A 25085-nucleotide genomic window follows, 5' to 3' on the forward strand; every position below is an offset into this window, starting at 1 on the left:
AGAACCACATGACCTCAACATCCCTCCGCCTCGATCGCGGACGACCCGTCGCTCCGTCCGAGGGCGTTCTGCGCCCGCTCGGCATCGACGACGTGCGCATCGACGGCGGGTTCTGGGCCGACCGCCAGGCCCTGAACGCCCGGGCCCTCATCGAGCACTGCGAATACTGGGTCGAGCGCGCGGGATGGGTCGCCAACTTCGACGCCGCACGTGAAGGCAGGCTCCCACAGGCCCACACCGGTCGCGAGTTCGCCGACTCCGACGTGTACAAGCTGCTCGAGGCGATGGCCTGGGAGATCGGCCGGGCGGGCGACGAAGCGATGAACGAGCGCTTCCAGGCGATCGTCGAACGCATCGCACCCGTGCAGGAACCCGACGGATACCTCAACACGTTCTTCGGTCGCCCCGGGCAGGCGCCGCGCTATACCGACCTCGAATGGGGCCACGAGCTGTACTGCTACGGTCACCTCATCCAGGCCGCCATCGCCCGCGGTCGAACGACCGGCCCCGACCTCCTCGTCGAGATCGCCACCCGCGCCGCCGACCACGTGGTGGACACCTTCGGGATCGGCGGGATCGAGCGTGTCTGCGGGCATCCCGAGATCGAGGTGGCCCTGGCCGAGTTCTCCCGGTACACCGGAGACGAGAAATACCTCGAGCAGGCCCGCCTCTTCATCGAGCGGCGCGGCCACCACACGCTCGCCGACATCGAATTCGGCCGGCAGTACTTCCAGGACGAGACGCCGCTGCGCGAGACGGAGGTCATGAGCGGCCACGCCGTGCGTGCTCTGTACCTGGCGGCCGGCGGCATCGACCTCGCCGTCGAGACCCACGACCACGATCTCCTCGAGGCGCTCGAACGCCAGGTGGCCAACACGGTCGCGAAGCGCACCTACATCACCGGCGGCATGGGCGCCCACCACGAGGGCGAGTCGTTCGGACTCGACTTCGAGCTGCCGCCGGACCGTTCGTATTCGGAGAGCTGCGCGGGTGTCGGATCGGTGATGGTCAACTTCCGCCTGCTGCTGGCGACCGGCGACTCGCGCTACGCCGACGTGATCGAGCGCACCCTGTACAACGTGGTCGCCGGCTCCCCCGGAGCGGAGGGCACATCCTTCTTCTACACGAACACCCTGCACCAGCGTGTTCCCGGTGCGACCCCGCCCGCGGACGAGCAGAGCCCCCGGGCGTCGTCCAGTCTGCGGGCCCCCTGGTTCGAGGTCTCGTGCTGTCCCACCAACGTGGCGCGCACCTTCGCCTCGCTGGGAACGTACATCGCGACCACCTCCCCCGACGGGCTGCAGATCCACCAGTTCGCGACGAGCGAGATCCGCGGTGAGGTACCGGATGGCGCGGTGGCCGTGCGTGTCGAGAGCGAATACCCGCTCGACGGCACCGTGCGCATCACGGTGACCGAGAGCGTCGACGCCGAATGGGAGCTCGCGATCCGGGTGCCCGGATGGGCGCGGACCGGTGCTCGGCTCGTGGTCAACGGCGAGGAGCCGACCGACGTCGCACCCGGCACCGCGACGGTTCGACGCCGCTTCGCCGTCGGCGACACGGTCGAACTGCGGCTCGATGTCTCCCCGCGTTTCACGTACCCCGACCCGCGGATCGACGCGGTGCGCGAAAGCGTCGCCGTGGAGTCCGGTCCCCTCGTACTGTGCGTCGAATCGGTCGACCTGCCCGAGGGGATGAGCGTGAACGAGCTGCGGATCGAGAGCGCGAGCGAGCCGCGCATCCGGGACGGTCGAACTGTGGTCACCGCCCGCGCCGTCGGGTTCGAGTCACGCGACTGGCCGTACGTGGGCGGACCCGACCGGCCGGTCGACGACGGCGCGCTCGAGGTCGCGCTCACCCCGTACCATTACCGCGCGAATCGCGGACCTGCGACGATGAGAGTGTGGATGCCATGCGCATAGTAGTGATCGGGGCCACGGGCCATGTCGGCGGCTACCTCGTTCCACGGTTGGTTCGGGCCGGCCATCAGGTCGTCGCCGTCAGTCGCGGTCTGAGCGAGCCCTACCATCCGGATTCCGCATGGGACGCTGTCGAACGGGTTCAGCTCGATCGCGAGCGCGGGGATGCGGACGGCACGTTCGCCGGCCGGATCGCCGACCTGAACGCAGACGCCGTGATCGATATGGTCTGCTTCACCAAGTCCTCCGCCGAGCAGCTCGTCGATGCCCTGCGGGGCCGGGTGCAGCTCCTGCTCAGCTGCGGGACGATCTGGATCCACGGACCTGCGACCGCCGTACCGCTCGCGGAAGACGAAGCACGGCAGCCGTTCGGTGACTACGGGGTCGGCAAGCACGAGATCGAGGAGTTCCTGCTGGCCGAGGCGCGGAGGCCGGGAGGCCTGCCCTCCACCGTGCTGCATCCGGGACACATCACCGGGCCCGGCTGGGACATGATCAACCCGGCGGGCAACCTCGACCTCGAGGTCTGGAGCCGACTCGCGCGCGGGGAGGAGGTCGTGCTTCCGAACTTCGGACTGGAGACCGTGCACCACGTGCACGCCGACGACGTCGCGCAAGGATTCCAGCTCGCTCTCGACAACCCGGGCGCTTCTGTCGGCGAGGGCTTCCATCTCGTGTCCGACCGGGCGCTCACCCTGCGCGGCTACGCCACGGCTGTCGCCGGCTGGTTCGGCAGCGAGGCGGATCTGCGATTCGAGCCCTTCGAGCGTTTCGCCCAGTCGACTGCTCCCCAGCATGCGCAGGCGACCTGGGAGCACATCTCGCGGAGCCCCTCGATCAGCATCGAGAAGGCGCAGCGCCTGCTCGGCTACGCGCCCCGGTACACCTCACTCGACGCCGTCGCCGAAGCACTGCAGTGGCTGATCGCCGACGGGCGGGTCGACGTCGACGGGCGGGAGCTCAGGGCCTCATCGAGCCGCTGACCCGCGTCTGCTGAGCAGCCGCCGAGGACTATCGTGTCGCCATCCGGCGGCCGATCCAGAGCGCTGCCGCCCCGAGGAGCACCATGAGCACCGCGAGCAGAAGCAATGGTTCGGAGTCCAGGCCCGTCTTCGCAAGCAGCTCCACGCCGGGTCCGCTCAGGGCTGCCGAAGCCGCGGCCGTCGTGACCGTCAGCGCCATCGCGGCCGTCGTGTTGCTCGTCTGACCGACGAAGACGAGATGGTGAGCGCCCGTCGCGAGGGCGGACAGGTCGACTCCGCTGAGCTGGACGTTGCCGTTCACGACGGGGAACGTTCCGAGGAAGACCGGTGTCGAGTACGCGTACACATCCACGAAGCTGTCGGCTGGGGACGCCCACGGCAGTTCGCCCGAGAAGGGCAGTCCGGCGTCGACGGCGTCCGGAGCGTTACCGCCGTCGGAGACGAAACTCGCCGTCGTGGCCGCGACGTCCAGATGCTCGTTCTGGATGAGCTGGTCGAGGGCCGCGTCGCTCGCCGCCGGTGGGGCGGCCGGGGCCTGTTCGACGTTGACCTGCAGCGTGGTCACGGCAGATGTCGAAGCGACGAAAGCGGATGCGTCGGTCGGCACGAACTCGGCGTGCAGCGCGTGTGCGCCCTCTGCGAGTCCCGACACGGTGAGCGTGGAGGTCCCGGCTGCGACCGGGCTGTGTCCCAGTTCGGTGGTGCCGTCGAAGAATGTGACCGCGCCGACGGCATCCGACGGCGAGACGGATGCGCTGAGCTGTGCCGACGATCCGGCGACGACGGCCGCGGGAGCCTGCAACACTGTCGTCGTCGCGACGGCCGGAGGGTTCGAGAACCGGTAGTCGACGCCGCCGATGGCGGCATCTCTGACCCAGCCGGACCCGTCCACCGCGCCCGAGCCGAGGGCGATGCCGGCCCCGACGACCGTGTAGCTCTTCATCTCCGCGAGGTATTCGCTCAGCGTGTTCCCGATCCGGGGACCCGGCTTCGCGTACTGGCCGATCCGGTTCGTGTTCAACCAGCCCGCCGTTCCGGTCGCGCTGTTCGCCGCGGTGTCAGCCGTGAGGTCGACGGTCTTCCACGCTGCCGCGTCGGAGAGCGGCTCCCATTTGATCACCGTGTAGCACTGCCCGGGCTTCACGACTCCGTTGGCGATGGCCGGCGTGCACCGATTCGCCGGGTCCGCGGCTTCCGGGCCGTAGTTGGAGTCCGCCGGGGTGAAGAACAGCTCCAGCTGGAAATTCACGTCTGTGCCTTGGTACGTGTAGCTCGCTCCGGCGAGGAGGGAGCTCACGTCGGTCGCGTCGGCGATGCGCTTCAGCACCCGGATGCCGTCCGCACCGGTCGGTGCAGTCAGGTGCAGCGCCTGCGTGCTGTCCGGAGCTCCGGCGAATCCGTAGGAACCCTGTCCCGTGGGGTCGGCGTACCACGGGGTCGTGGCCCCCGTCGAAACACTCGCTGCGGTTACGTACTCGGTAGGCGGAGCAGGGACGGCGTCGGCCGGGACTGCTCCCAGCCCCGCGATACCTGTCACGAGTGCCCCCACAATGATCAATGCGGATCGTCGTGCGGTTCTTCGCGGCAGTGTTCGCATAGTGGGACTCCAGGTGTCGCGACAGGGTGGCGGATGGGCGGGTTGAGCGGGGTCCAGATCGGTGGCTCCTGCTGGACCCCGCCGTTCACCGCGGAGACCCTGAGCCTCCACAGCGCGTCGCAGGCGGACCCGAACCGCCGGCAACGGGGATGAACCTGTCGAACGGATCCAGGATCCGGGAGTCAGGACATTGCAAGCTAACCCGGCGAACGGACCGGAAAGCCCGGTTCCTTGCCGTTCTCACCCGCGGGTTCACCCCACCCGCTGCTAGCCGCCAGACCGCCGATCGCCCACATGCGTTCCCCAGCTCACGGCGAGGTCGACGGCCTCTTGCCGCGAGACGACGCCCAACTTCGCGTAGAGGTTCTTGACGTGCGTCTTGACGGTGTTGTCGCTCAGAAACATCGCGGCGGCGATTACGGAGATGGTGTCGGGCCCGGCCAGTCGTTCCAGCACGTCACGCTCCCTCTGCGTCAGACGCGCCAAACGCGGTGAGCTGCTGCCCTCCTGCGCTGGTGAGCCGTCGAACAGCCGCTCCGCGCGACGGACCAGGTCGGGGGATTTCAGCCGGGCTCGCGCGAGAACGTCCCAGAGGTTGTCGCCGAGACAGGTTCGCATGTCGATGTGGGTCCCGGCACTGACCGTGAGACCCAGGGCGGAGAGCAGGGCGTCCTCGGCGGACGACGGAAGGTCCAGGGCTTCGTACGCCAGGGCACGCGCGATGTAGACGTACGTGAGGGAGAGCAGGGAGTGCTCATGCCCCAGAGCGACGCATTCGTCGGTAGCATCGAGCGCATCCCGCGGCAGACCCTGCAGGATCAGCGCGTACGGCCGTACGCGAGCCAGGCAGGGCGTGTGGCTCTCGTTGGTCGATTCAGCCTCGACCACCTGCAGGGCGGCTCCAGCCTGGTTCGACATCACGAGGGCCATGCCCAGGCTCACGATCGCGGCCTCTCGGAGCAACGGCACGTCACGCGGTGCGGATCGCACCGAAGCCAACCATGACCTGAGCGCACTCGCCGCCTCGACGCTGTTGCCCCTCGCCAGAAGGGTGCGCGCCTCGAGGAGGCTGCCGACCCACGTCAGCGAATCCTCCGGCGAGTCCCTCACGGCGATGTCGTCGATCGCGGCTCGCAGCTCGCGCGCGGAACCACTGTGCAGCCAGATGATCCCCTGAGACCACATGAGCTCGGCCGACGAGAGGTGCGCAACCTCCGCGTGGTCGGCGCGCAGCTGCTTCGCACGATCGATGAGCGCCTGGCTCGTATCGAACTCGGCGCTCAGAGACAGCGCGAGCGCTTTGCCACAGAGCGCGCGGTAGAGCCCGGCGGGAGCATCCTCGTGTTCGGCGAGAACGACCGCCTCCGTGTACAGGGTCACGCACTGACGGAGCGCGCCCCGGAGAAGAGCGGTCCGGGCCGCGGCGAGAACCAGTTCGAGGTAGACGCCGCGCAGTTCGAGACGTTCTGCCACCGCTCTGCGCTCATAGGTTGCGAGGGCATCCGTCACCAGGCTCTGCGCAGCTCGCGTGCGACCGGCCCTCATGAGAAGAAGGGCCTGCGCGATGCGGACGGTCGTCTGCTGCCGCAGGTTCAGCGATTCGAGCTCTGATTCTTTGACTGTGCGGATCCGCGCCTCGAACTGCGCCATCGTCGGACTGCCGCTGACCGAGCCGACGATGCAGCCGGCGGAGACAGCGACGATGTCCTTCATGACCTCGACCGCGTCGAGGGTGTCGAATGCCGTCAGCGCCTCGTCCCAGGCGCCCCGGCCCACAGGGCGATCCCAGTGCTCGCAGAAGAGCTCCACGGCCGCTCCGGAGTCGCCGGCCAGAGCGAGGTGGCCGACAGCACGGGCGAGCTCGTCCTTGAGGATGAAGACGCGGGCGGCGATGCGGTGCAGCTGCGTCCGCTTCTCGAGGTAGCGCGGCAAAGTCAGCGCGCGGATCAACTCACTGACGGCCCGGGGCAGCCGGTACTGCGCGTCGTGGGTGCCGGCCTCGTCCTCGATCTCCAGCAGCCCGCGGCGCCACATCGCCCGGAGGACGTGAGCGATCTCCTCCGAACCGGCCAGTTCGACGATGACGCGTTCCGGCACCGCGCCGACCAGGGCGAGCAGCGCCAAGAGGTCGTCGGCCCGATCGTGCAGCAGCTCCCTCGCCAGCACGACGAGTTCGCCGGCGTGGGCGAGGTTCAAGCTCTCCCGGGCTGTGTGCAGTGGCGTCTCCAGCCGGTCCGTCATCACAGACGCGACGAGCGGCGGGTTGCCCGCGAATCGCCCAGTCAGCGCGCCCATGATCGGTCCCGGCACGTGCACGCCGAGGCCGACCGCCGCTGCCTCGATCGCCGGCACGGTCAATGCCACGTCGGACGTCGTCAGCTCGGGCAGCCGGCCATCGTCGTTCGACGCCGCGCCGTCGGCCTGATCGTCGACGACGACGACACGGAGCTGGGGATGCCGCGACACGACATCATCCAGCTCGAGCACGTCCGAGCCCGAGACCGGAGCGGACGACTCGACCACGAGCACGAGGGGCTCGTCCTGGCCCGCCAGTGCGGAGATCTCACCGAGAACCGAGTCGAGAACCGGCTCCCCACGACGGTGGTGCCAGCGGACGGAGGCATTGCGATTCTGGAGCCACGAATTGACGGCCGTGCGCTTCCCGCTCCGCGGCGGAGCGGAGATCCAGATGACCGGACGGGACTCGGCGAGATACTGCAGTCGATCCTCGAGCGTGCGGTTGCGGATGAGGTGCAGCGGCAAGGGCGGCTGTGCAGCCACCATCACTCGTCTCATGTTCCCTTCCACCCAGCTCCTTCCAGACTGCCACGACACGAGGGGCAGACACCGCGTTCTGCCCAACCGTGTCGGGTGAGAAGTGAGGTGAGATTTCGGGCGCGGGCTTCTCGGAGCTGGTGGCACACTGGCAGCATGCTGCTCGACGCGCTCGTCAATACCGCTGATGCCGTCGCATCCACCCGGTCGCGACTGGCGAAAGTGGATGCGCTCGCCGGTCTGCTCACGAAGCTCGAGCCGGACGAGATCGCGCCGGCGGTCGGATTCGTCGTCGGCAAGCCTCGCCAGGGACGCGTGGGGGTCGGCTGGCGTGGTGTCGCCGCCGCGATGGGGGAGCCGGCGACCGCATCCAGCCTCACGATCGCCGACCTCGACGCACTGCTCGACAGGCTCGCCGCCGCATCCGGCGCGGGCTCGGCCGGCGACCGGAGCCGGGAGCTCGGCGACTTCACCGCCCGCGCCACCGGACGGGAACAGGAGTTCCTGGGCCGGGTACTGCTCGGCGAGATGCGTACCGGGGCGCTCGAGGGAGTGCTCACGGATGCGATCGCGCGCGCCTCCGACCGGTCGGGCGATGCCGTGCGCCGCGCCGCGATGCTCTCGGGCGACCTCGGCGAGACGGCTCGACTCGCCCTGACCGGCACCGCCGAGGAGCTCGATGCGGTGGGGCTTGTCGTGGGGCGACCGGTACTTCCGATGCTCGCGGCGACGGCGGCGAGCGCGTCCGCAGCGCTCGCGGTGACCGGCGAGGCGTCGGTCGAGTACAAGCTCGACGGAGCGCGCATCCAAGTGCACCGTGCCGGCGATGAGGTGCGGGTGTTCACGCGCAATCTCGCCGACATCACGCACCGCGTTCCCGAAGTGGTCGAGGTGGTGCGGCGGCTACCGGTGCGCGACGTCATCCTCGACGGCGAGACCCTCTCCCTCGACGAGGACGGCGCCCCGCGGCCCTTTCAGGAGACGATGTCGCGCTTCGGTGCTGACGCGGCCCGCGAGACCCTGCTGCATCCGTGGTTCTTCGATGTGCTGCACGTGGACGGCCGTGACCTCCTCGACGAGCCGCTCGGCGTGCGGCTGGTCGAACTCGAGCGCGTCGCCGGGGAGCACCGCATCCCGGGTGAGGTCACCGCCGACCCGGAGGTCGCCGAGCGCGTCTCGCGGGACGCACTCGCGGCCGGCCAGGAGGGCGTCGTCGTCAAGGCGATCGACTCGCCCTACGCGGCCGGCCGACGCGGGTCCAGCTGGATCAAGGTGAAGCCGGTGCACACCTACGACCTCGTTGTGCTGGCGTGCGAGTGGGGCTCCGGACGGCGCCGGGGCTGGCTCTCGAACCTCCACCTCGGCGCCCTCGATCCGACGGGCGAGTTCGGCGATCCCGGCGGGTTCGTGATGGTCGGGAAGACGTTCAAGGGTCTCACCGACGAACTGCTGCGGTGGCAGACCGAGTACTTCCAGCAGATCGAGGTGCGCCGCACCGCCAACACCGTATGGGTGGCGCCCACCACGGTCGTCGAGATCGCGATCGACGGGGTGCAGCGCTCGAGCCGCTACCCCGGCGGGATCGCGTTGCGGTTCGCGCGCGTCAAGCGGTACCGCGACGACAAGCCGGCGGAGGACGCCGACACGATCCAGACGCTGAGGAGTCTTCTGCGGGAGTAGTGACGGGACCGGGGTCGACTGCACGGCGCGATCGTTATATAGTCGTCTATATAGACGAGGGGGCAGTCATGACGGTCACATCCATCGACATCGACCCGGATGAGCTCCGGATCGCCAAAGAACTGACAGGTGCGGCAAGCAATCGCGAGACCGTCGACCTGGCCCTGCGAACGCTCATCGCGGTCCGGCGGCAACCGGCTGCCGTGGAGCGCATCATCGCCCGCCGGTTCGAGTCCGCGCAGATCGACGCTCCCACCATCACGCCTGACGCCCAGTGACGACCTACCTCGTCGACAACTCGGTGTGGCAGAAGGCCGGACGCAGCGCCCGGATCACGGCGAGACTCCGGGAGCTGTCTCCGCAACACCTCATCATCACGTGCCCGCCGCAGGTTCTCGAATACTGCCACTCCGCGCGCAACGAAGCCGAGTACCAGGAGCTCCGACAGGACATGGCTGAGCTCCTTCCCGCGCTCAGCCACCCCACCGAGGAGCAGGCCCTCGAGCTTCAGCAGGCACTGTGGCGGAGCGGGATGATGAGGGCCGCCGGCGCGTTCGACTGCTTGATCGCCGCATACGCGCTCGCGAACGACGCGGTTCTGCTCAACAGCGACCGCGACTTCGGATACATCGAACGGGCGACCAGGGGTGCCCTGCGGCAGGTATACGTTCCGGAGTAGCCGCCGGCGAGCACCCTATGCCGAGGGCTTTCCGTAGACGGAGTGCTCCAGCCCGCGGATGTAGCCGATCGCGAACAGCCTGCCCAGCGTGCCGTAGGCAGGCCGGTCGTTGCTCTCGCCCTCCATGGTGGGGACGTGGTCCGGTCGCATCGGGCCTGAGAAGCCGACCTCGGCGTACGCGCGCATGCACTCGGGGAGGTCGGTCTGACCCTCGTCGTGGAACGTCTCGACGAAGTCGTCCGCCGTGCCCCGAACATCCCGGAAGTGCACGAAAGCGATCTGGTCGCGGGCTCCGAACTCACGGATCAGTGTGGGGAGGTCCTCGCCCATCAGCGCGAAGTTGCCCTGGCAGAACGTGATCGCGTTGCTGGGCGACGGCTTCAGCGCCATGAGCCGGCGGTACGCATCCGGTGAGCGCATGATGTGGGGCACGTTGCGTCCGAGGGCCCGTGGCGGGTCGTCCGGATGCATGCCCAGCCGCACGCCTGCCTGCTCCGCTTCAGGGATGACCGCCTCGAGGAAGTACTCCAGACCGGCCCACAGCTGCTCCTCCGTCACCTCGCCCGGCTCGGCGAGCGGTGGCAGCGCTTCGGAGTCGGAGGCGCGGAATCCGGTCACGAGCGCACCGCCACGACCGCGGGTGTCGGTGCTGGTGCGCCCCCAGCTCGAGACGGACATCCAGTTGTAGCAGAGGGTCGGGATGCCGAGTCGTCCCATTGCCCGCACCTGGGTGATCACGTTGTCGATCTGCTCGTCGCGTCCCGCCTGTGCGAGCCGCACCTTGTCCATCGGCGCGGTGTCCTCGATCGCGATGGTCGTCAGTCCGTAGCCCGCGAAGGTCTCGACGTCGCGGGCGATCGCCGCTTCGCTCCACGGGGTGTCGTCGGCTGCGGCTCCGACGAAACCGTTCTTGCCGACGGATGCGAACATCCGCTGGTCCTGTTCCGCGCCGTTGAGGGTCGCGACGACCGTGTCGACGCCGCACTGCTTGACGAGTCTCCAGAGGGGCTCGGGCCGCGGTGCGAGCATCTCGCTCAGTTGGATCATGGTGTGTCTCCGTTGTTCGAGGGGGGAACGGCTGCGGCCAGGCGGGCGAGGAGCCCGCCGTCGACGCGCAGTTCTGCGCCGGTGACGAAGCTCGCGCGGGGGCCGGCGAGGAACGAGACGACTTCGCCGATCTCCTCGGCGCGCGCGATCCGGCCGAGGGCGTGCGCGGTGCCCCAGTCGGCGAGAACGTCCTCGACGCCCTGCCCGGTGCCGTCGCCGAACAGCGCGGCGGATGCGCGCAGCATCGGGGTGTCGACGGAGCCGGGGCTGACGGAGTTGACGCGCACGCCGTGCGCCGCTTCGTCCACCGCCAGCGAGCGCGTGAGCGACAGCAACGCGCCCTTGCTCGCCGTGTAGGCGGCCACCTGCGTCTGGGTCGCCGTCGCCTGCACCGACGAGACGATGACGATCGCGCCCGCTCCGCTGCGACGCAGCGCGGGCAGGGCGGCCTTGGCGGCGAGGAAGACGCCGGTCACGTTGACCGCGAAGACCTCGTTCCAGGTGTGGAGCGACGTCGAGGGTACATCGCCGTACCGCTGGATGCCCGCCGACGTCACGAGTATGTCGAGCGCGCCGAAGTGGTGCAGGGCAGCGCGCACCGCGGACTCGGTCGTCTCCGGATCGTCGATCGGTCCGGCCACCGCGGCCGCGCGGCCGCCACCGGCCGTGATCTCCGCGACCGTCTGCTCGGCGCCGGCGAGGTCGAGACCATGGACGACGACGGCCGAACCGTGCTGCGCGAGGGCGAGCGCGGCCCCGCGACCGATTCCCTGCGAGCCGCCGGTCACCAGGGCGACCCGCCCATCCTGTTCGGGCATCAGGTTCTCCTGTCTTCGATGGTGATGCTGACGGGGATGCGCGCCGACGCGCCCGGTCCGAGGCGAAGAGTACTCGCGCGATCGGGCCCGCTCGTCGGCACGCTGGCCGGTTCGATCGCGAGCACCCGGGCTCGGCGGTACCACGGGAACGCGTCCGTCTGGTTGAGCTCCTGCCACAGCCACGCGTACGGCAGCAGCGCTCCGTCCCAGTCGAGACGGACGCCCAGCCCGAGACCGGGATTGACGATCGTCGCGAACGGCTGCGCGAATCCGTCGAGCCAGCCGAAGAGTTCACGACGGCTCCCGGGCGCGGGAACGGCGGCGAGGTCCACGGGTTCGCCCGACGCATCGGCGGCGTGCGGCCAGTCGAAGGTCGCGCCGGCAGCGAGCGCGGTCGCTCGCTCGGGGTCGCTCACGAACCGGGTCGCACCCGTCTCGATCACGCAGGGGCCGTCGAGAAGCGGCCCGCCGAGCGCCGGATGGTGCGAGTAGTCGAGCCCGATCGTCACGTCGGAGAGGTTGGTGAGCGTGTCGGTGACCGTGATCGTCGCTCCCTGGAGCTCGACGACCCTGTCGATGCGAACCGGGACCGAGAAGAGCTCGACATGGAGACGCGCCGAGCTGCTGGTCACCTCGTCGACAGCCCACGGCACGACCGACGCCTCACCGTGGAAGCCGACCGGTGCGCCGTGCACCCGGCGCGGGTCACCGGCGACGGGGCAGAGCGTCTGCCAGCCGCCGCGGTACTGCTCCAGCCAGGCGGCCGTCGGATCCGCGGTCGATGGCGCCTGCCCGGACCGCACGGCATCGGCACGGGAGCGCCACGGCGTGCGGAAGAGAACGTCGATCCCGGTGCGCACGTCGACGAGTGAGAGGATGTCGCTCCCTCGTCCCGGGTCGATCTCCGCGCGGATCGACTCGGTCCGCAACCGGATGGCGGGAACGGGAGCGGTGGGCATCGTCACCCTCTGAACGCGTGCACGGGCACGCCGCTGGTCTCGGTGGCGACGGCGAAGACCGATCCGGCCAGCGGTTGCGCGGACAGTTCCGGCCCGGAGAGTCCCGACCGTGCGGAGGTGATGTACAGCATCCCGTCGTGCCCGAAAGCGCAGCTCGACGGCTGGCTCACCGGCATCGCGACCTCGCCGACGAGCTCCCCGGTCGAGGTGTAGCGCTGCACGACGGATGCCCCCCAGACGGCGACCCACAGGCATCCGTCGCTGTCGACGCAGAGCCCGTCGGGCAGCCCGGCCTCGACGCGACAGAGGACCTCGAACGGCCCGACCGCTCCGCTCTCCGCGACGAAGTCGGCGACCAGCAGCTCGTGGGTCATGCTGTCGGCGAGATACAGGCGCGTGTCGTCCGGGCTCCAGCCGATTCCGTTCGGAAGGGTGAATCCGGTCGCCACGACCTCGCTCGGCCCTTCGCCGTCCCAGCGGTGCAGCGTGCCGGCGCCGGGCTCGAACGCACGGTGCGTGCTCCCGGCCCACAGCCGTCCTTGCGAATCGCAGGCCGCATCGTTCATCCGCCAATCGGGCTCGGGCAGCACGGGATCGACGAGCGTAAGGCCGCCGGCGTCGAGGATTCCGAAGCCGTCGTCGACAGCGACCGCGAACCCCGGATGCGATGCCCGAGGGACCGCTGCACCGAGCGTCATCCCCGCAGCGTGGGAGATCGTGACGCCCGATTCCAGGTCGGTCTCGAAGAGGAGGCCGTTCTCGATGTCGACCCAGCACAGCCGCGCGGTGCGCACGTCGAACACCGGGCCCTCCCCGACCGCCGCCTGGGCCGGGACCACGACCTCGGGCTCCGGATAGCGCTTCACCGTCGTCATGCTCGCACGCCCTTCGTCGCCTAGTCCCGCAGCAGCCCGTGCGGCCCGAAGGCGATCCGCGCGAAGCGCTCGCCGATCAGCTGCTGTACGTCGTCGGCGGGGTGCAGGTTGTCGGGCATCGGCAGGCGCGCGTTGTCGGCCGCACCGTAGAGCTCGAGTCCGTCGAGGTAGCGCAGGGCGGGGTCCGTCTGCGAGCGCTCGCGAACGATGCGCTCCAGTTCGGTGCGGATCACCGAGAGGCTCAGCTTTCCCTCGGCGACCTGCTCCGGGGTGCCGGCCGAGATCGTCCACGGGTCGGTTCGGGTCGGGTCCTGCACGGTCGGTCCGGCCGACTGCTCCACAGGACCGCAGAACACCGGCGAGATCATCAGGAGCAGAGCATCCGGATGCCCGTCGCGGATCGTGTCGATGAACCCGTGCACGGCGGTGCGGAACACGCGGAGTCGCATCATGTCGCCGTTGACGATGTTGATGCCGACCTTCACGCTGATCACGTCGGCGGGAGCATCCCGCATCGTTCGCGCCGTCAGCTGGTCGAGCAAGGCGTTGCCGGAGAAGGCGACGCTGGTGAGCTCGACACCGGATGCCCGTGCCGCGGCGACCGGCCAGGTGCGGCTCGTGCGCGTGGCGACGTACCCGTGGCTGATCGACGAGCCGTGGTGCAGCCAGCGCACGGTCGTGACGGGCGCGGGACGGTCGACCGGTGCGTCCGCTCGGAGAGCCAGCAGCTCGACCTCGTCGGAGTACGGCAACCACAGCTCGACGTCTTTCGCTCCGGCCGCCAGACCGTCGAAGCGCACCGTGTCGGGCTCGCCCGGCACCACGTAGGCCTCGGGCCGTTCGAAGGTGAAGACGAACCGGTTGCCGACCGACGACTGTTGCGTCTGCACCAACTCGCCGTCGACCACGAGCTCATAGAGTGCTGCCGGCATCGGCGCCGTCTCGCTCTCGATCATCTTCGTGGCGAGGACGTCGAGTTCGAGCGTGGTCGCCGACGTGCGGAATGCGAGCCGGACGCCCGCGCTCTGCGACACCGAGGCGAGCATGAAGTCGTCGGGGATCTGGGACCACTGGGCGGCGCCGAGCCGCCGGGGAAGCACGCCTCGCCCGGTGCGCTCGACGCGCACAGCGCCGCGGATCTCGACCGGTCCGCCGTCAAGCGGCACGTCGGCCAGCGGCACGTCGGCCAGCGGCACGTCGGCAGGCCGAATGCCCGTCGACGGAGCCGCGCCTGCGGTCACTCCTCCTCCACTCGCCCGTCGGCGTGGATCGTGTAGCTGCGTCCGCCGGCCCGGTACCCGGTCAGCGTCGCGTCGGGATCGAGCCGGGTCGCGGTTCCGTCGGCCGTGACCGTGCCGTCGATGCCGACGCGCGCGCCGAACACCGACTCCAGGATCAGCTGCACCCACGCGCCCGACGATGCGCACGCCCAGTCGTTGATGTACGGCAGCTGGGGCGGGGCCTTGCGGGCGCCGCCGTTGATGCCGGGAAGCGCCTCCTCCACGAAGTGCGCCTGACCGGCCGGCCCCTGGTTGGTGGAGCGCACGAGGCCGTCGAGCCAGGGCAGCGCCACGTCCTCCGCGCCGAGCGCGAACAGCGAGCGGGCGGCGTCGGCCGGCCAGGCCGGGTATGCGCCGTTCCACTGATGGTCGGGGCGCACGCTGAAGCTCGCGTCCGGGTCCCAGGGCGAGAGGGCGCGCATCCAGTTGTCGGTCTGCAGGTCGTGCTCGAAGAAGCGCACCATCTCTTCCCGGATGCGCGGGTCGAGGTCGGCCGCAATGGTGGTGCCGACCACGTTGAAGTCGTAGCAGTGCTTCACCGGGATGCGCGTGCCGTCGGGCTGCCCGGCCGCGAAGTGTCCGGTGCCGTCGAGGTAGAGCGCGAGCACCTCGGGCACCAACGCCTCCGCTTCGGCGCGCAGCCGCTCGGCCCCCGCACCGTCGCCGAGCCGCTCGAGGATGCCCGCCGCCGTGCGCAGGTTCCACACGTTCGCGGCGTTGAGGCTCGCGACCTCGTGCGTGTACGAGCTGACGCACTCGAGAAGGTTGTCGATCTCGCCGTAGTCGGCCAGGGCGCTCGCGCTCCGCAGCCCCTTCCAGGCCTCGGCCCACTCGACCACGTGGTCGGCGACCCGGGTGGCCTCGCGGTCGCCGGCCCCGATGAGCTCCTCGAGAAAGCCGAGGTCTCCGGTGTGGCGCACGTAGTCGTCGACCAGCCGGGTCATGGCGTAGTCGTTGACCGAGTACCAGCGGCCGACCGCCCCTCCGGTGAGAGAGGATGTGCCGAAGTGGGTGTGGATGTCGCTGGCGATCCAGTGACGGAGCTGTCCGCGCATCTCATCGGGGTCGAGCATCGAGTGCACGACCGAGCTGAGGCTGTAGTCCCAGATGAACGTGGTGGTCGCCCAGTAGTTGGGCATCAAGGTGTCGTAGCTGCGCCCGTGCACGTTGCCGGCGAACTCCCGGCGGAACCAGATGACGCCGAGCGCCCCCCACCAGTAGAGGCGCCGAAGGGTGTCCGACGTGGTCTCGAGCGCCGGGAGGTGGCCCGAGTACTCACTGTTGCCCGGGGTGAAGATCGCTTCGAGCTGGTCGTTCCACATCGTCTCGGCTGCGGCGACCGCCCCCGGAACGTCGGTTGAGACGCGGTCGAACACCGCTTCCGCCTCGTCGCGCGTGGTCGCGACGGCCTGCACGTAACCGAACCGGCCGGTCTCCCCGGGCTCGAGGTCCAGCACCGTCGAGAGCTCACCGCCGCGGCCGGCTCCGCCGATCCCCACCTCGAACTCGTCGACCGGAGTCGGGGGAACCGCGCTCTTCGCCGCCCGCGACGGACGGTCGATGCCCTGGATGCTCCACGCCGTCTGAGCAGAAGAGGCGAAGACGAGGCGGTCGCCACGCGCATCCACCTCGACCTCGTTGCGCTCGCTCGGCGACTCGGCGTCTCCCCAGGCGCCATCGGCCTGAACGACACGAGCGTTGACGGCCAGGGTCAGCGTCACCGAGCGGCGCGCGGTCCCGCGGTTCGTGACGCGCACGTCGATCGCGACAGCTGTCTCGCCCGGCACGCACACCGTGGTGGTCGCGATGTCGAGTCCGTCGACCGAGGCGCTCCGCACCACCCGGTCGGGGCGCCAGGCATGCGCGATCGGGATGCCGAACGACTCGAAGACGCGGCCGTCGACGAACAGGGCGCCGGTCTGGGCGAGTCCCTGGGACACCGGCGGGAAGGTAACGGCCTGCAGCGAAGCGAGATCGTGCCCCACCACGGTCGTGCCGAGGAAGTTCGTGAGTCCGGGAGGTGCGATCAGGTCGTCGTAGTGGTGGGTGATGACATCGGCGGCGAGGTCGTCGACGGTGGGGATGGTGCGGGGCATTGATGCTCCTAGCTGGGTCAGTACTGGCCGAGGGCCAGGCCGCGGGAGAAGAACTTCTGCGTGAAGAGGAACAGCACGACCGTCGGCAGCGACACCAGGATGCCGGCCGCGAGAACCGTGGACAGCTGGGCGCCGCCGTAGGTGCTCTGCATGCCGGCCAGGGTCGTGACGATCGGCCGCACGTTGTCGGACTGGCTCAGCGTGAGGCCGAGCAGCAGGTCGTTCCAGATGAAGGTCGCCTGCAGGATGAACACCGCGATGAGCGCACTCGACGCCATCGGCAGGTACAGCCGGAAGAAGATCCGCACGCTGGAGGCGCCGTCGACCACCGCCGCCTCGAACACGTTGTGCGCGATCCCGGTGAAGAAGTTGCGCATCACGAACGCCGAGAACGGGATCGAGATCGCCGTGTAGACGATGACCATGCCGAGCTGGGTGTCGAACAGGCCGGTGCGCGAGTATCCGTCGAACAGAGGCAGCAGCACCATCTGCAGCGGGAACACGGTTCCGCCGAAGATGAAGACGAACCACCAGAAGCCGTGCTTGAGTCCGAGCGCGACGATCGCGAATCCGGCGGCGGCGCCGACGAGCACGGCGATCACCGGGGAGACGATCGAGTAGATCACGGTGCTGAGCAGGCTGTCGCCCAGGTTGCTGAGGTTCCACGCCTCCACCATGTTGCCGATGAGATCGGTGCCGTTCGGCAGCCAGGACTGGTGGGAGTCGTACGCCTGCGGAGACTTGCTCGCGTTGATGACGAGCAGGTAGACGGGCACCAGCCAGATGAGCCCGAAGAAGACGAGCACGGCGGTGCGCCACGCGCGGGAAGCGGTCGATGCCATCGGGGTGCTCCTAGATCTCGTTCTTCTTCGACAGCTGCTGACGCAGGTACAGGATGCTCGCGAGCAGCGTCACGACGGTGAGGAACACCGCGATCGCCGACCCGAGCCCGTACTGGCTGTTCACGAACGTGTCGTTGTACATGGTGAGGGCGAGTGTCTCGGACACCCGGCCCGGGCCGCCCTTCGTCATGCCGAGCACGATGTCGAAGGTCTTCAGGCTGGCGACGATCGACAACCCGATGACCACGGTGGTCAGGGGGCGCAGCATCGGCCAGAGCATGCTGCCGAAGAGCCGGAACCCCCGTGCGCCGTCGAGACGTGCGGCCTCGAGCGGCTCCTTGGGAATGGACTGCAGCCCGATCGTGAAGAGGAGCGCATTGACCCCGACACCCTGCCACGCGGCGGCGATGATCATCACGACCGTGTTCAGCGGAGCATCCAGCAGCCACCGTGGTGTGTCGCCCATCCCGAAGAAGTGCAGGGCCTGATCGAGCGCGCCGTCGCTCTGCAGCACGAACGACCAGATGAGGCCGACCCCGATTCCGGAGATGGCGTACGGGATGAGGAACGGAAGCCGCAACCACACCCCGCCCTTGAGGTTCCAGGTGAGCAGCGCGAGCGTGAGCCCGAGGCCGACCGGGATGATCAGCGTTCCGGCCACCCAGAGCAGGGTGTTGAACAGCGAGTTGAGGAAGTCGGGGTCTTCGAACATCTCCAGGTAGTTGGAGAAGCCGGCCCACGTGGGATCGCCGAGGCCGTTGTAGTCGGTGAAGCTCAGGAACACGGTCCAGAGCAGGGGCAGGTAGAGGAGGACCGCCACCAGGAGCACGCCCGGGGTGACGAAACCCCGGGCGGCCCAGCGGTACTGCTGTTTCTTGGCTTTCACTACTTCTTGCTTGCCCAGTACTTGTCAGCGGCATCCTGGATCTTCTGCAGATACGGCAGCGGGTCGCCCGGGTTGGCGGAGAACGCCCCGAACTCCTCCAGCGCCACATTCAGGATGGGGGTCGGCGCTGCTTCGAAGTAGCGCGTCACCAGCTGGTAGTCGCCACCGGCGACGTCTTCGCCGAGCTTCTTGAGTTCGGAGTCCTTCACCTCGGCCTTCGGGTTGAACGGCACGTCGCCGCGCGCGTTGTTCCACGCGGTCTGAGCGGGCGCGGTCATCCACCACTTGGAGTAAGCGAGTCCGAGGTCCTTCTGCTTCGAGCTCTGCGCCACGCACATCGGCCCGGTCTCGACGGGTACCGGAGTCTTGGAGAGACTCGGGTCGACCGACGGGATGATGAAGTAGTCGTAGTCGCTGCCGGCCTTCATCCCGACCCCGTCGAGCGAAGCGCCGAAGAAGGTGCCGAAGTTGATCATGGCCATGTCGCCCTGCTTCAGCATCTGCGCCGGGTCGGTCTTGCTGCCCGCGTCGCTGAACCAGCCCTTTTTCTCCTGGTCGAGCCACTCGTTCATGATCGCCACGATCTTCGGGTCGGTGTACTTGACCGAGCCGTCGGCCAGCCCGTTGTAGAGCGCGGGGTCGGTTCCGGCCACCAGCGTCTCGAACCACGGGAACGTGAAGAGCGTGCTGGTCTGGTAGAACGGCGTCACACCGTTCTTCTTGAGCTTCGCGGCGTCTTCCATCAGCTCCTTCCACGTGGTCGGCTTCTCGATGCCGTACTTGTCGAAGATCTTCTTGTTGTAGTACATGACCCAGTACGCGATGTTCATCGGCACGCAGTACTGCTTGCCGTCGAACGTGTAGTACTTCTCGAGATCCTTGCTCACGTTGCCGTCGGCGATGGCCTGCTTCCAGACGGAGGAGGTGTCGGCGACGAGCTTCTGGTCGACCAGCTGGCTCAGCGAGTCGCCTGTCGCCCAGGTGAAGAGGCCAGGGCTCTGCTGGGTGCGGAACGACTGCTTCACGAACGCCTGGTACTGGTTCTCGTCCGAGTACCCGGTGGTGGTGAGGCCGATCTTCACGTCTTTCTGCGACGTGGGGTTGAGCGACTGGAACTGCGGCTTCCACGCGGCCTTGTCCGTGTAGAACTTGAGGGTCCCGGTCGTCGCCGTGCTCGAGCCGCTGCCGGAGCACCCGGCGAGCAGGAGACCCGTCGCGAGCACGGAGGCGACTAGTCCGATGGTGCGTTTTCTGTTCATCTGAACTCCCTTGTTCGGGTACGGCCGGTTGACCGTACCTGCGCCCCCGCTCGATTTGGTATCGTTACCAATACCGCCAGCAAAGCTAGCAGGATTTCTTTTGCCCTGCAAGGACGCGGATTGTTCGTACTGCTGTGGTGCGGACTGTGTTCAGTTGTCGGTGGTGCGGGTACCCCGCACCGACGCGGTGACCGTGGCGAATGTCTCGCTGGTCGAGTCGGCGGTGCGGCGGATCAGGTAGGGCCCGACGGATGCGGGCACGATGAAGGTCTCGGCGTAGTGGATGCGGTACGGCTCGAACGCGTTCGTCGGGCTCACCACCTCCACGACGTCGCCCTCCACGAGATTCAGCACGTTGACCGTGCCCTCTGTGTCGAGCTGGGCTTCGGTGTCGAACCAGTGGCGCCGCACCTCGATGAACTCGAGGCTGTGCAGGCCGGTCCGCTCTTCGCGCACACCGTTCTGCTCGCTCACGAGCTCGACCTGGTCGATCAGATTCTCGTCGACCCACTCGGTGTCGCGATTCCACTGGATGTTCTTGCGGCCGTGCTCCAGATGGATCGGCCGCGGGATGCCGTCGATGCCCACCCGTCCCCAGTCCCAGAGCTTGAAGGTGAAGATGAACGGCGTCGCCGAGATCTCCAGCACCATCGCATTCGCACCGGATGCGTGCACGGTGCCCGCCGGAATCGAGAAGTGGTCGTGCTTGCGCGCCGGGAAGGTGTTGACGAAGTCCTCGGCGACGAAGGGATGCGCGCCGTCGGTCGCGGCCTCGAGTGCCGCGACCATCGCATCCGGGTCGATGCCCGATTTGAGGCCGAGGTACACCTGGGCATCCGGCTCGGCGTCGAGGATGTAGTAGCTCTCGTCCTGGGTGTAGTGCATCCCGAACGTGTCGAGGATGTAATCGGTGAGCGGATGCACCTGCAGCGAGAGGTTGCCGCCCTCCATCGTGTCGAGGAAGTCGAAGCGGATGGGGAACTCCGCCCCGAAGCGGGCGAACGTCTTCTCGCCGAGCAGGGCGCGCGGCTGTGTGAGCACCAGGTCCATCGCCGGGATCTCGACGACGCGGCCGTCGGCCTCCAGCAGCAGCGAGTTCTCCTCCGGCACGCAGTCGAAGCACCAGGCGTAGTTGTCGGCCGAAGGGTCGAGGTCGAGGCGTTCCTTCATCCACTGGCCACCCCAGACCCCGGGGTCGAAGAACGGCACCACACGCAGCGGCGCCGCAGCGGCGCGGGCGAGAGCGCCCCGGAACGCGTCGCCGGTGATGAGCCCGGCCTCCCGGATGCTCGTGTTCGTGTCGAGCACGAAGTCCACGCGGTCGAACAGGGTGCGCTTGTGCCGGTCGGCGGTGCGCCACTCGACGAAGAAGCCGCGCTTGTACTTGCGCAGGTTGTCTTCGCCGCCGTTGTCGGTGTGCCAGTTCGTCGCACCCTTGCGCTGCCGCTGCTGGATCTCCCAGCGCGCCAGATCGGCGAGCACGAGCACATCGGCCTCGACCGGGACGAGCGCCGCTCCCCAGCCGACCAGGATGGTCGGTCGTCCGGTCGCCACGACCGCTTCGGCCAGTGCGTCCAGCTCGGCTTCGACATAGAACTCATCGAGAGTGAAGTGGCTCATCACGCCGAAGACGCGGTCATCGGTGAGTGAGCGGCAGATGAGGTGGTCGATCTGCGTGATCGGCTTCGCCGCGCCCTCCATGTCGATGACGGCATACGCCGGAAGGGCCTCGCTCAGCTCCGCGACGACGCCCGCCACGTCCACTCCGGGATAGCAGTCGACCGCCACGATCGGCGCACGGTCGCCGGCTGCCGCCCGGGCGGCCTCGTCGAGCTGCTGCCACGCCTCGGCGCCCAGCCACACGCGGCTGCCGGGTGGCAGCGGCACGGACGGCTGCTTGTCGTAGGTCGAGGGGGATGACGTCACGGAGTGTCCTTTCGTGAGACGGCGGCCGACAGGCCGAGGAGCACGGAGTGCTCCGGCGCCGCCGGCGTGACCAGCGGCGGACGGTAAGACGATGACCAGAGGTGCTCGTGGACGAGCTGGGTGAGGCGCGGCAGCACCAGGCCGGCCGAGCGCATCACGCCTCCCGAGACGATGACGACGCTCGGGTCGTATGCATGGCAAAGGCCGACGATGGCGGCGGCCCACGCACGGAGGTAGCGGTCGACGACGGGCGCGACGCGGGGGTCGTCGGCGTGCTCGAAGAGTTCCTTCAGACCCGGACGGGAGGCGCGCTCCGCGATCCCGTCATCGGCCAGAGCCGCGGCCAGGTCGGGGTTCGCCGCGATGTCGCGCTGCAACGCCCAGGTGCTCGCGACGGCCTCAGCGCAGCCGACGTTGCCGCAGTTGCATGCCGGCCCGTCGAGGTCGACGGTGATGTGGCCGCCCAGGATGCCCGCGTGGTCGCGCGCGCCCCGCAGGAGCACGCCGTCGATCATCGCAGCGGTTCCGATGCCGGTTCCGAGGGTGACGAGCACCGCGTCGGTGGCTCCGGATGCGCAGCCGTAGGTGGTCTCGCCGAGGAGCGCGGCACGCGCATCGTTCTCGACGAGAGCGGGCACGCCGAAGGCCTCCGTGGCCCAGGCGAGCAGATCGCGGCCGGTGGCCCAGTCGTACTTGTCGTGAGCGGCGACGAGAGCGCCGCGCGTGCGGTCGACGACGCCGGGGAGCGCGATCCCGACCCCGTGGAAGCCGACGGCGGCGCGGTCGGCCAGCTCCTGGGCCGCGACGCGCACGGCCTCCAGATCGGATTCGCGCCCGGTGTTCGGCAGAGCGCTCGCGGCCAGGATCTCTCCCCCGTCGAGCACGCCCAGCTTGATCTCGGTGCCGCCGAAGTCGATGCACAGTGCGGTCATCGTCTCTCCTTCTGTCGGCGACATCGTGGTGGTTGGTATCGTTACCATAGCGCACATCGGCGACCAGTCGTCAAGTCGGCTCATCGCTCAGGCGTCGCCTCCCGATGGCGACGGCGCGGGACTACGGGCGCGCGACCCGCAGGAGCGTCGGCATCTCGACCTCGTTCGGCGGAGCATCCGGAGCGTTGAGCAGACGGGCGAAAAGCAGGCGAGCGGCCTCCCTGCCGAGCTCGCGCGGGTCGTGGTCGACCACGGTGACCGGCACCGGCATCAGCTCGGCCAGTTCGAAATCGTCGAAGCTGACGATCGAGGGCCGCATCGCATCCGGATCCGCTCGCAGGCGCGCGGCGATCGCCTGCAAGGCGCCGATCGAGTTCCGGTTGTTGGCACTGAACACCGCGGTGGGCGGCTCGACGAGGTCGAGCAGGGCACTCATCGCCGCACTCGCCGTCTCGGCATCCTGCTGCCCGCGGCGCACCAGCTCGGGTTCGATCGGGATGCTCCGCTCCTCCAGCGCGCGCTGGTAGCCCTCGAAGCGGCGCTGCCCCGTGAAGACGCTCGTCACATTGCCCAGGTACGCCACACGCGTGTGGCCGGCGTCGAGCAGGGCGGACGTACCTCGGTAGGCGCCGCCGATGTCGTCGAGCACCACCGCATCCGCCAGCACCCCGGGCACGGTGCGCGAGGCCAGAACCAGCGGGGTGTGCTGCAGTGCCTCGTACTGAAGATGCGCGTCGTCGCCTCCGGACGGAACGACGATCAGTCCTTCGACCTGCCGGCCGATGAAGTCGGCGATCAGCTGACGCTCGCGCCCGACGTCCTCCCCGGTGTTCCCGAGCACGATGCGGCGGCCGTAGTACGAGGCAACCTCTTCCACGCCCAGGGCGAAGTTGCCGTAGTACGGGTTGCCGAGGTTCGTGATGGCCACGCCGACCAGTCCGCTCGCTTGCCCGGGGCGGAGGCTTCTGGCGTTCTCATTGCGGTGGTATCCGAGCGACTGAACCGCCTCGAACACACGGTCCTGCACGTCGGGCCGCACGTTCTTGCCGCCGGCGAGAGTGCGCGAGACGGTCATGGGGCTCACACCTGCGAGGGCGGCCACTTCTTTGATCGTCGGCTGCCTGGCCGCGCCGCCGTTCAGCGGAATCGTGGTCATGCTCGCTCCTCGTCTGACCGGCCACTCGGTCGGAACTCAACCTACTACCGGCCGGCATCCAGCTATCGGATTGCTGTACAGCAGGGCCACATCGGTGTAGCTTGACCCACGTTGGTAACGATATCAGCACTATTTCCTCTTTGGACAGCGCCGTCCGGGCATCCGGACGACCGCTCGACACGATCGGAGAACTATGACGTTCCATCGCGCCCGCGTTCGCGCGGCGACCGCCCTGCTCCTCGGCGCAGCGCTCGCCGCGACGGCCCCTCTCGCGGCCTCCGCCGCGCCCGCGGGCCCGGCCGGCCACCCCGACGGTCACCACGGCGGAGCCGAGACCATCACCACCAGCGCAGCCGTCGATCAGCCCCTGACCCAGAAGTTCGGCACCTACGGCGACACCGCCGGCCGCTGGACCGGAGCCGACTCGGCGTACAGTGTCGCGCTTCCCGGCGGCAAGACGGCCTGGCTGTACTCCGACACCTTCCTCGGAACGGTGAACGCCGACCATTCGCGACCGGCGGACTCGCCCTTCATCCACAACTCGATCATCGTCGACAACCACGGAACGCTGACGACGTACAACGGCGGCACAGCGACGGCGCCGGAGTCGCTGGTGCGCGTTCCCGGTGGAGACGAAGCCCAGAACTGGTACTGGTTCGGAGACGGAACCGTCGAAGGCAACCACCTGCGGGTCTCTCTGCTCGAATTCGCGAGGACCGGAACCGGTGGCTTCGACTTCGCGTTCCAGAACTCCGCGATCGCCTCGTTCTCGCTGCCCAGCATGCGGCTCGAAGGCATCACCCAGCGGCCGGCGGGAATCGTGCAGTGGGGCTCCGCCATCTACGAAGACGGCGGCTACACGTACGTCTACGGCGTCGAGGACCTGCAGTCGACCAAGTACCTCCACCTCTCCCGCGTGCGCAACGGCCAGCTCACGACCGGCGTGCGGCAGTACTGGACGGGCACCGGATGGTCGACCGACGAGTCGACGTCGGCGCGCATCATGGACGGCGTGGCAAACGAATTCAGTGTCACGAAGTTCCAGGGCAAGTACACGCTCGTGACCGGTGACACCACCGAGGCGCTGAGCGCGAAGGTCGTCATGTACCGGGCGGATGCGCTGACCGGCCCGTTCCTGAACAAGACGGTGCTCTACACGACACCCGAGACCTCCGGCAACGTGTTCACCTACAACGCGAAGGCGCATCCGGAGCTGGGCGATCGCAACACCCTGCTGGTGACCTACAACGTCAACAGCTTCGACACCGCCGATGTCTACGCCGATGTCGACAACTACCGTCCGCGGTACGTCGACGTGGACGTGAACATCTCGCACTGACCGGTTCCGAGAACGAAAACGCCCTGCGTCGCGAATG

At 68.6% G+C, this 25085-nt stretch carries 20 protein-coding genes; 6 read left to right on the top strand and 14 right to left on the bottom strand.

Going from position 1 to position 25085, the window contains the following annotated elements; translation table 11 throughout:
• Window positions 1-8: 8 nt before the first annotated feature.
• Window positions 9-1922 carry a glycoside hydrolase family 127 protein gene (locus ACFVV0_RS00520; RefSeq protein ID WP_387056980.1) on the top strand — a complete coding sequence of 638 codons (1914 nt, stop codon included), beginning with the start codon at window positions 9-11 and terminating at the stop codon, window positions 1920-1922.
• The gene (locus ACFVV0_RS00525; protein WP_387056982.1) at window positions 1913-2902 is read left to right on the top strand and encodes an NAD-dependent epimerase/dehydratase family protein; all 990 of its coding nucleotides are present in this window, start codon (window positions 1913-1915) and stop codon (window positions 2900-2902) included. The genes ACFVV0_RS00520 and ACFVV0_RS00525 overlap by 10 nt, the downstream gene beginning before the upstream one ends.
• Before the next feature lie 28 nt (window positions 2903-2930).
• Here ACFVV0_RS00525 and ACFVV0_RS00530 read toward each other — a convergent pair whose 3' ends face one another.
• Window positions 2931-4439, bottom strand: a complete 1509-nt coding sequence (locus tag ACFVV0_RS00530) for an Ig-like domain-containing protein (protein WP_387056984.1) — start codon at window positions 4437-4439, stop codon at window positions 2931-2933.
• A 327-nt stretch (window positions 4440-4766) separates the two neighbouring features.
• Window positions 4767-7295 carry a LuxR C-terminal-related transcriptional regulator gene (locus ACFVV0_RS00535; RefSeq protein ID WP_387056986.1) on the bottom strand — a complete coding sequence of 843 codons (2529 nt, stop codon included), beginning with the start codon at window positions 7293-7295 and terminating at the stop codon, window positions 4767-4769.
• A 135-nt stretch (window positions 7296-7430) separates the two neighbouring features.
• Between ACFVV0_RS00535 and ACFVV0_RS00540 the strand changes: the two genes are divergently transcribed.
• From ACFVV0_RS00540 to ACFVV0_RS00550, 3 genes are all read left to right on the top strand, one after another.
• Complete coding sequence (locus tag ACFVV0_RS00540) at window positions 7431-8954, top strand: ATP-dependent DNA ligase (protein ID WP_387056988.1); 1524 nt, start codon at window positions 7431-7433, stop codon at window positions 8952-8954.
• Window positions 8955-9022: 68 nt separating this feature from the next.
• The gene (locus ACFVV0_RS00545) at window positions 9023-9232 is read left to right on the top strand and encodes a type II toxin-antitoxin system VapB family antitoxin (protein ID WP_387056990.1); all 210 of its coding nucleotides are present in this window, start codon (window positions 9023-9025) and stop codon (window positions 9230-9232) included.
• Window positions 9229-9633, top strand: a complete 405-nt coding sequence (locus ACFVV0_RS00550) for a PIN domain-containing protein (RefSeq protein WP_387056992.1) — start codon at window positions 9229-9231, stop codon at window positions 9631-9633. Before ACFVV0_RS00545 ends, ACFVV0_RS00550 begins: the two co-directional genes overlap by 4 nt.
• A 15-nt stretch (window positions 9634-9648) precedes the next feature.
• Here the strand turns inward: ACFVV0_RS00550 and ACFVV0_RS00555 are convergent, their stop codons facing one another.
• The 12 genes from ACFVV0_RS00555 to ACFVV0_RS00610 form a co-directional block, all read right to left on the bottom strand.
• Entirely contained in the window at window positions 9649-10680 is a 1032-nt protein-coding gene (locus ACFVV0_RS00555) for a mannonate dehydratase (protein WP_387056994.1), read from the bottom strand.
• On the bottom strand, window positions 10677-11498 hold the full coding sequence (locus ACFVV0_RS00560) for an SDR family NAD(P)-dependent oxidoreductase (protein WP_387056996.1): 822 nt from the start codon (window positions 11496-11498) through the stop codon (window positions 10677-10679). The genes ACFVV0_RS00555 and ACFVV0_RS00560 overlap by 4 nt, the downstream gene beginning before the upstream one ends.
• The gene (locus ACFVV0_RS00565) at window positions 11498-12457 is read right to left on the bottom strand and encodes a DUF4432 family protein (protein WP_387056998.1); all 960 of its coding nucleotides are present in this window, start codon (window positions 12455-12457) and stop codon (window positions 11498-11500) included. The genes ACFVV0_RS00560 and ACFVV0_RS00565 overlap by 1 nt, the downstream gene beginning before the upstream one ends.
• A 2-nt stretch (window positions 12458-12459) precedes the next feature.
• Entirely contained in the window at window positions 12460-13332 is an 873-nt protein-coding gene (locus ACFVV0_RS00570) for an SMP-30/gluconolactonase/LRE family protein (protein ID WP_387057000.1), read from the bottom strand.
• Between the two features lie 20 nt (window positions 13333-13352).
• A complete protein-coding gene (locus ACFVV0_RS00575; protein ID WP_387057002.1) occupies window positions 13353-14573 on the bottom strand; it encodes a lipase in 1221 nt (406 codons plus the stop codon).
• Window positions 14570-16708 carry a hypothetical protein gene (locus ACFVV0_RS00580; protein ID WP_387057004.1) on the bottom strand — a complete coding sequence of 713 codons (2139 nt, stop codon included), beginning with the start codon at window positions 16706-16708 and terminating at the stop codon, window positions 14570-14572. Before ACFVV0_RS00580 ends, ACFVV0_RS00575 begins: the two co-directional genes overlap by 4 nt.
• Before the next feature lie 17 nt (window positions 16709-16725).
• Complete coding sequence (locus ACFVV0_RS00585) at window positions 16726-17550, bottom strand: carbohydrate ABC transporter permease (protein WP_387057006.1); 825 nt, start codon at window positions 17548-17550, stop codon at window positions 16726-16728.
• Between the two features lie 10 nt (window positions 17551-17560).
• Window positions 17561-18436: a carbohydrate ABC transporter permease gene (locus tag ACFVV0_RS00590; RefSeq protein WP_387057008.1), complete on the bottom strand. Its 876-nt coding sequence runs from the start codon at window positions 18434-18436 to the stop codon at window positions 17561-17563.
• A complete protein-coding gene (locus ACFVV0_RS00595) occupies window positions 18436-19695 on the bottom strand; it encodes an ABC transporter substrate-binding protein (RefSeq protein WP_387057010.1) in 1260 nt (419 codons plus the stop codon). The genes ACFVV0_RS00590 and ACFVV0_RS00595 overlap by 1 nt, the downstream gene beginning before the upstream one ends.
• A 150-nt stretch (window positions 19696-19845) precedes the next feature.
• Window positions 19846-21621 (bottom strand): class I mannose-6-phosphate isomerase, encoded by a 1776-nt coding sequence (locus ACFVV0_RS00600; protein ID WP_387057012.1) that lies wholly within the window; start codon window positions 21619-21621, stop codon window positions 19846-19848.
• Entirely contained in the window at window positions 21618-22553 is a 936-nt protein-coding gene (locus ACFVV0_RS00605; RefSeq protein ID WP_387057014.1) for an ROK family protein, read from the bottom strand. The genes ACFVV0_RS00600 and ACFVV0_RS00605 overlap by 4 nt, the downstream gene beginning before the upstream one ends.
• A 121-nt stretch (window positions 22554-22674) precedes the next feature.
• Window positions 22675-23709 carry a LacI family DNA-binding transcriptional regulator gene (locus ACFVV0_RS00610; protein WP_387057016.1) on the bottom strand — a complete coding sequence of 345 codons (1035 nt, stop codon included), beginning with the start codon at window positions 23707-23709 and terminating at the stop codon, window positions 22675-22677.
• Between the two features lie 193 nt (window positions 23710-23902).
• Here ACFVV0_RS00610 and ACFVV0_RS00615 point away from each other — a divergent pair, with 193 nt between their 5' ends.
• The gene (locus ACFVV0_RS00615) at window positions 23903-25048 is read left to right on the top strand and encodes a DUF4185 domain-containing protein (RefSeq protein WP_387057018.1); all 1146 of its coding nucleotides are present in this window, start codon (window positions 23903-23905) and stop codon (window positions 25046-25048) included.
• Window positions 25049-25085 lie beyond the last annotated feature (37 nt).

The organism is Leifsonia sp. NPDC058230 (genome assembly GCF_042882245.1).
GTDB lineage: Bacteria > Actinomycetota > Actinomycetes > Actinomycetales > Microbacteriaceae > Leifsonia.

Bases quoted from the DNA above. Each gene is read 5' to 3' on its own strand.
- ACFVV0_RS00535 (WP_387056986.1), bottom strand. From the start codon at position 7,295: ATGAGACGAGTGATGGTGGCTGCACAGCCGCCCTTGCCGCTGCACCTC.
- ACFVV0_RS00565 (WP_387056998.1), bottom strand. From the start codon at position 12,457: ATGCCCACCGCTCCCGTTCCCGCCATCCGGTTGCGGACCGAGTCGATC.
- ACFVV0_RS00560 (WP_387056996.1), bottom strand. From the start codon at position 11,498: ATGCCCGAACAGGATGGGCGGGTCGCCCTGGTGACCGGCGGCTCGCAG.
- ACFVV0_RS00545 (WP_387056990.1), top strand. From the start codon at position 9,023: ATGACGGTCACATCCATCGACATCGACCCGGATGAGCTCCGGATCGCC.
- ACFVV0_RS00595 (WP_387057010.1), bottom strand. From the start codon at position 19,695: ATGAACAGAAAACGCACCATCGGACTAGTCGCCTCCGTGCTCGCGACG.
- ACFVV0_RS00615 (WP_387057018.1), top strand. From the start codon at position 23,903: ATGACGTTCCATCGCGCCCGCGTTCGCGCGGCGACCGCCCTGCTCCTC.
- ACFVV0_RS00605 (WP_387057014.1), bottom strand. From the start codon at position 22,553: ATGACCGCACTGTGCATCGACTTCGGCGGCACCGAGATCAAGCTGGGC.
- ACFVV0_RS00525 (WP_387056982.1), top strand. From the start codon at position 1,913: ATGCGCATAGTAGTGATCGGGGCCACGGGCCATGTCGGCGGCTACCTC.
- ACFVV0_RS00610 (WP_387057016.1), bottom strand. From the start codon at position 23,709: ATGACCACGATTCCGCTGAACGGCGGCGCGGCCAGGCAGCCGACGATC.
- ACFVV0_RS00555 (WP_387056994.1), bottom strand. From the start codon at position 10,680: ATGATCCAACTGAGCGAGATGCTCGCACCGCGGCCCGAGCCCCTCTGG.
- ACFVV0_RS00570 (WP_387057000.1), bottom strand. From the start codon at position 13,332: ATGACGACGGTGAAGCGCTATCCGGAGCCCGAGGTCGTGGTCCCGGCC.
- ACFVV0_RS00520 (WP_387056980.1), top strand. From the start codon at position 9: ATGACCTCAACATCCCTCCGCCTCGATCGCGGACGACCCGTCGCTCCG.
- ACFVV0_RS00580 (WP_387057004.1), bottom strand. From the start codon at position 16,708: ATGCCCCGCACCATCCCCACCGTCGACGACCTCGCCGCCGATGTCATC.
- ACFVV0_RS00585 (WP_387057006.1), bottom strand. From the start codon at position 17,550: ATGGCATCGACCGCTTCCCGCGCGTGGCGCACCGCCGTGCTCGTCTTC.
- ACFVV0_RS00540 (WP_387056988.1), top strand. From the start codon at position 7,431: ATGCTGCTCGACGCGCTCGTCAATACCGCTGATGCCGTCGCATCCACC.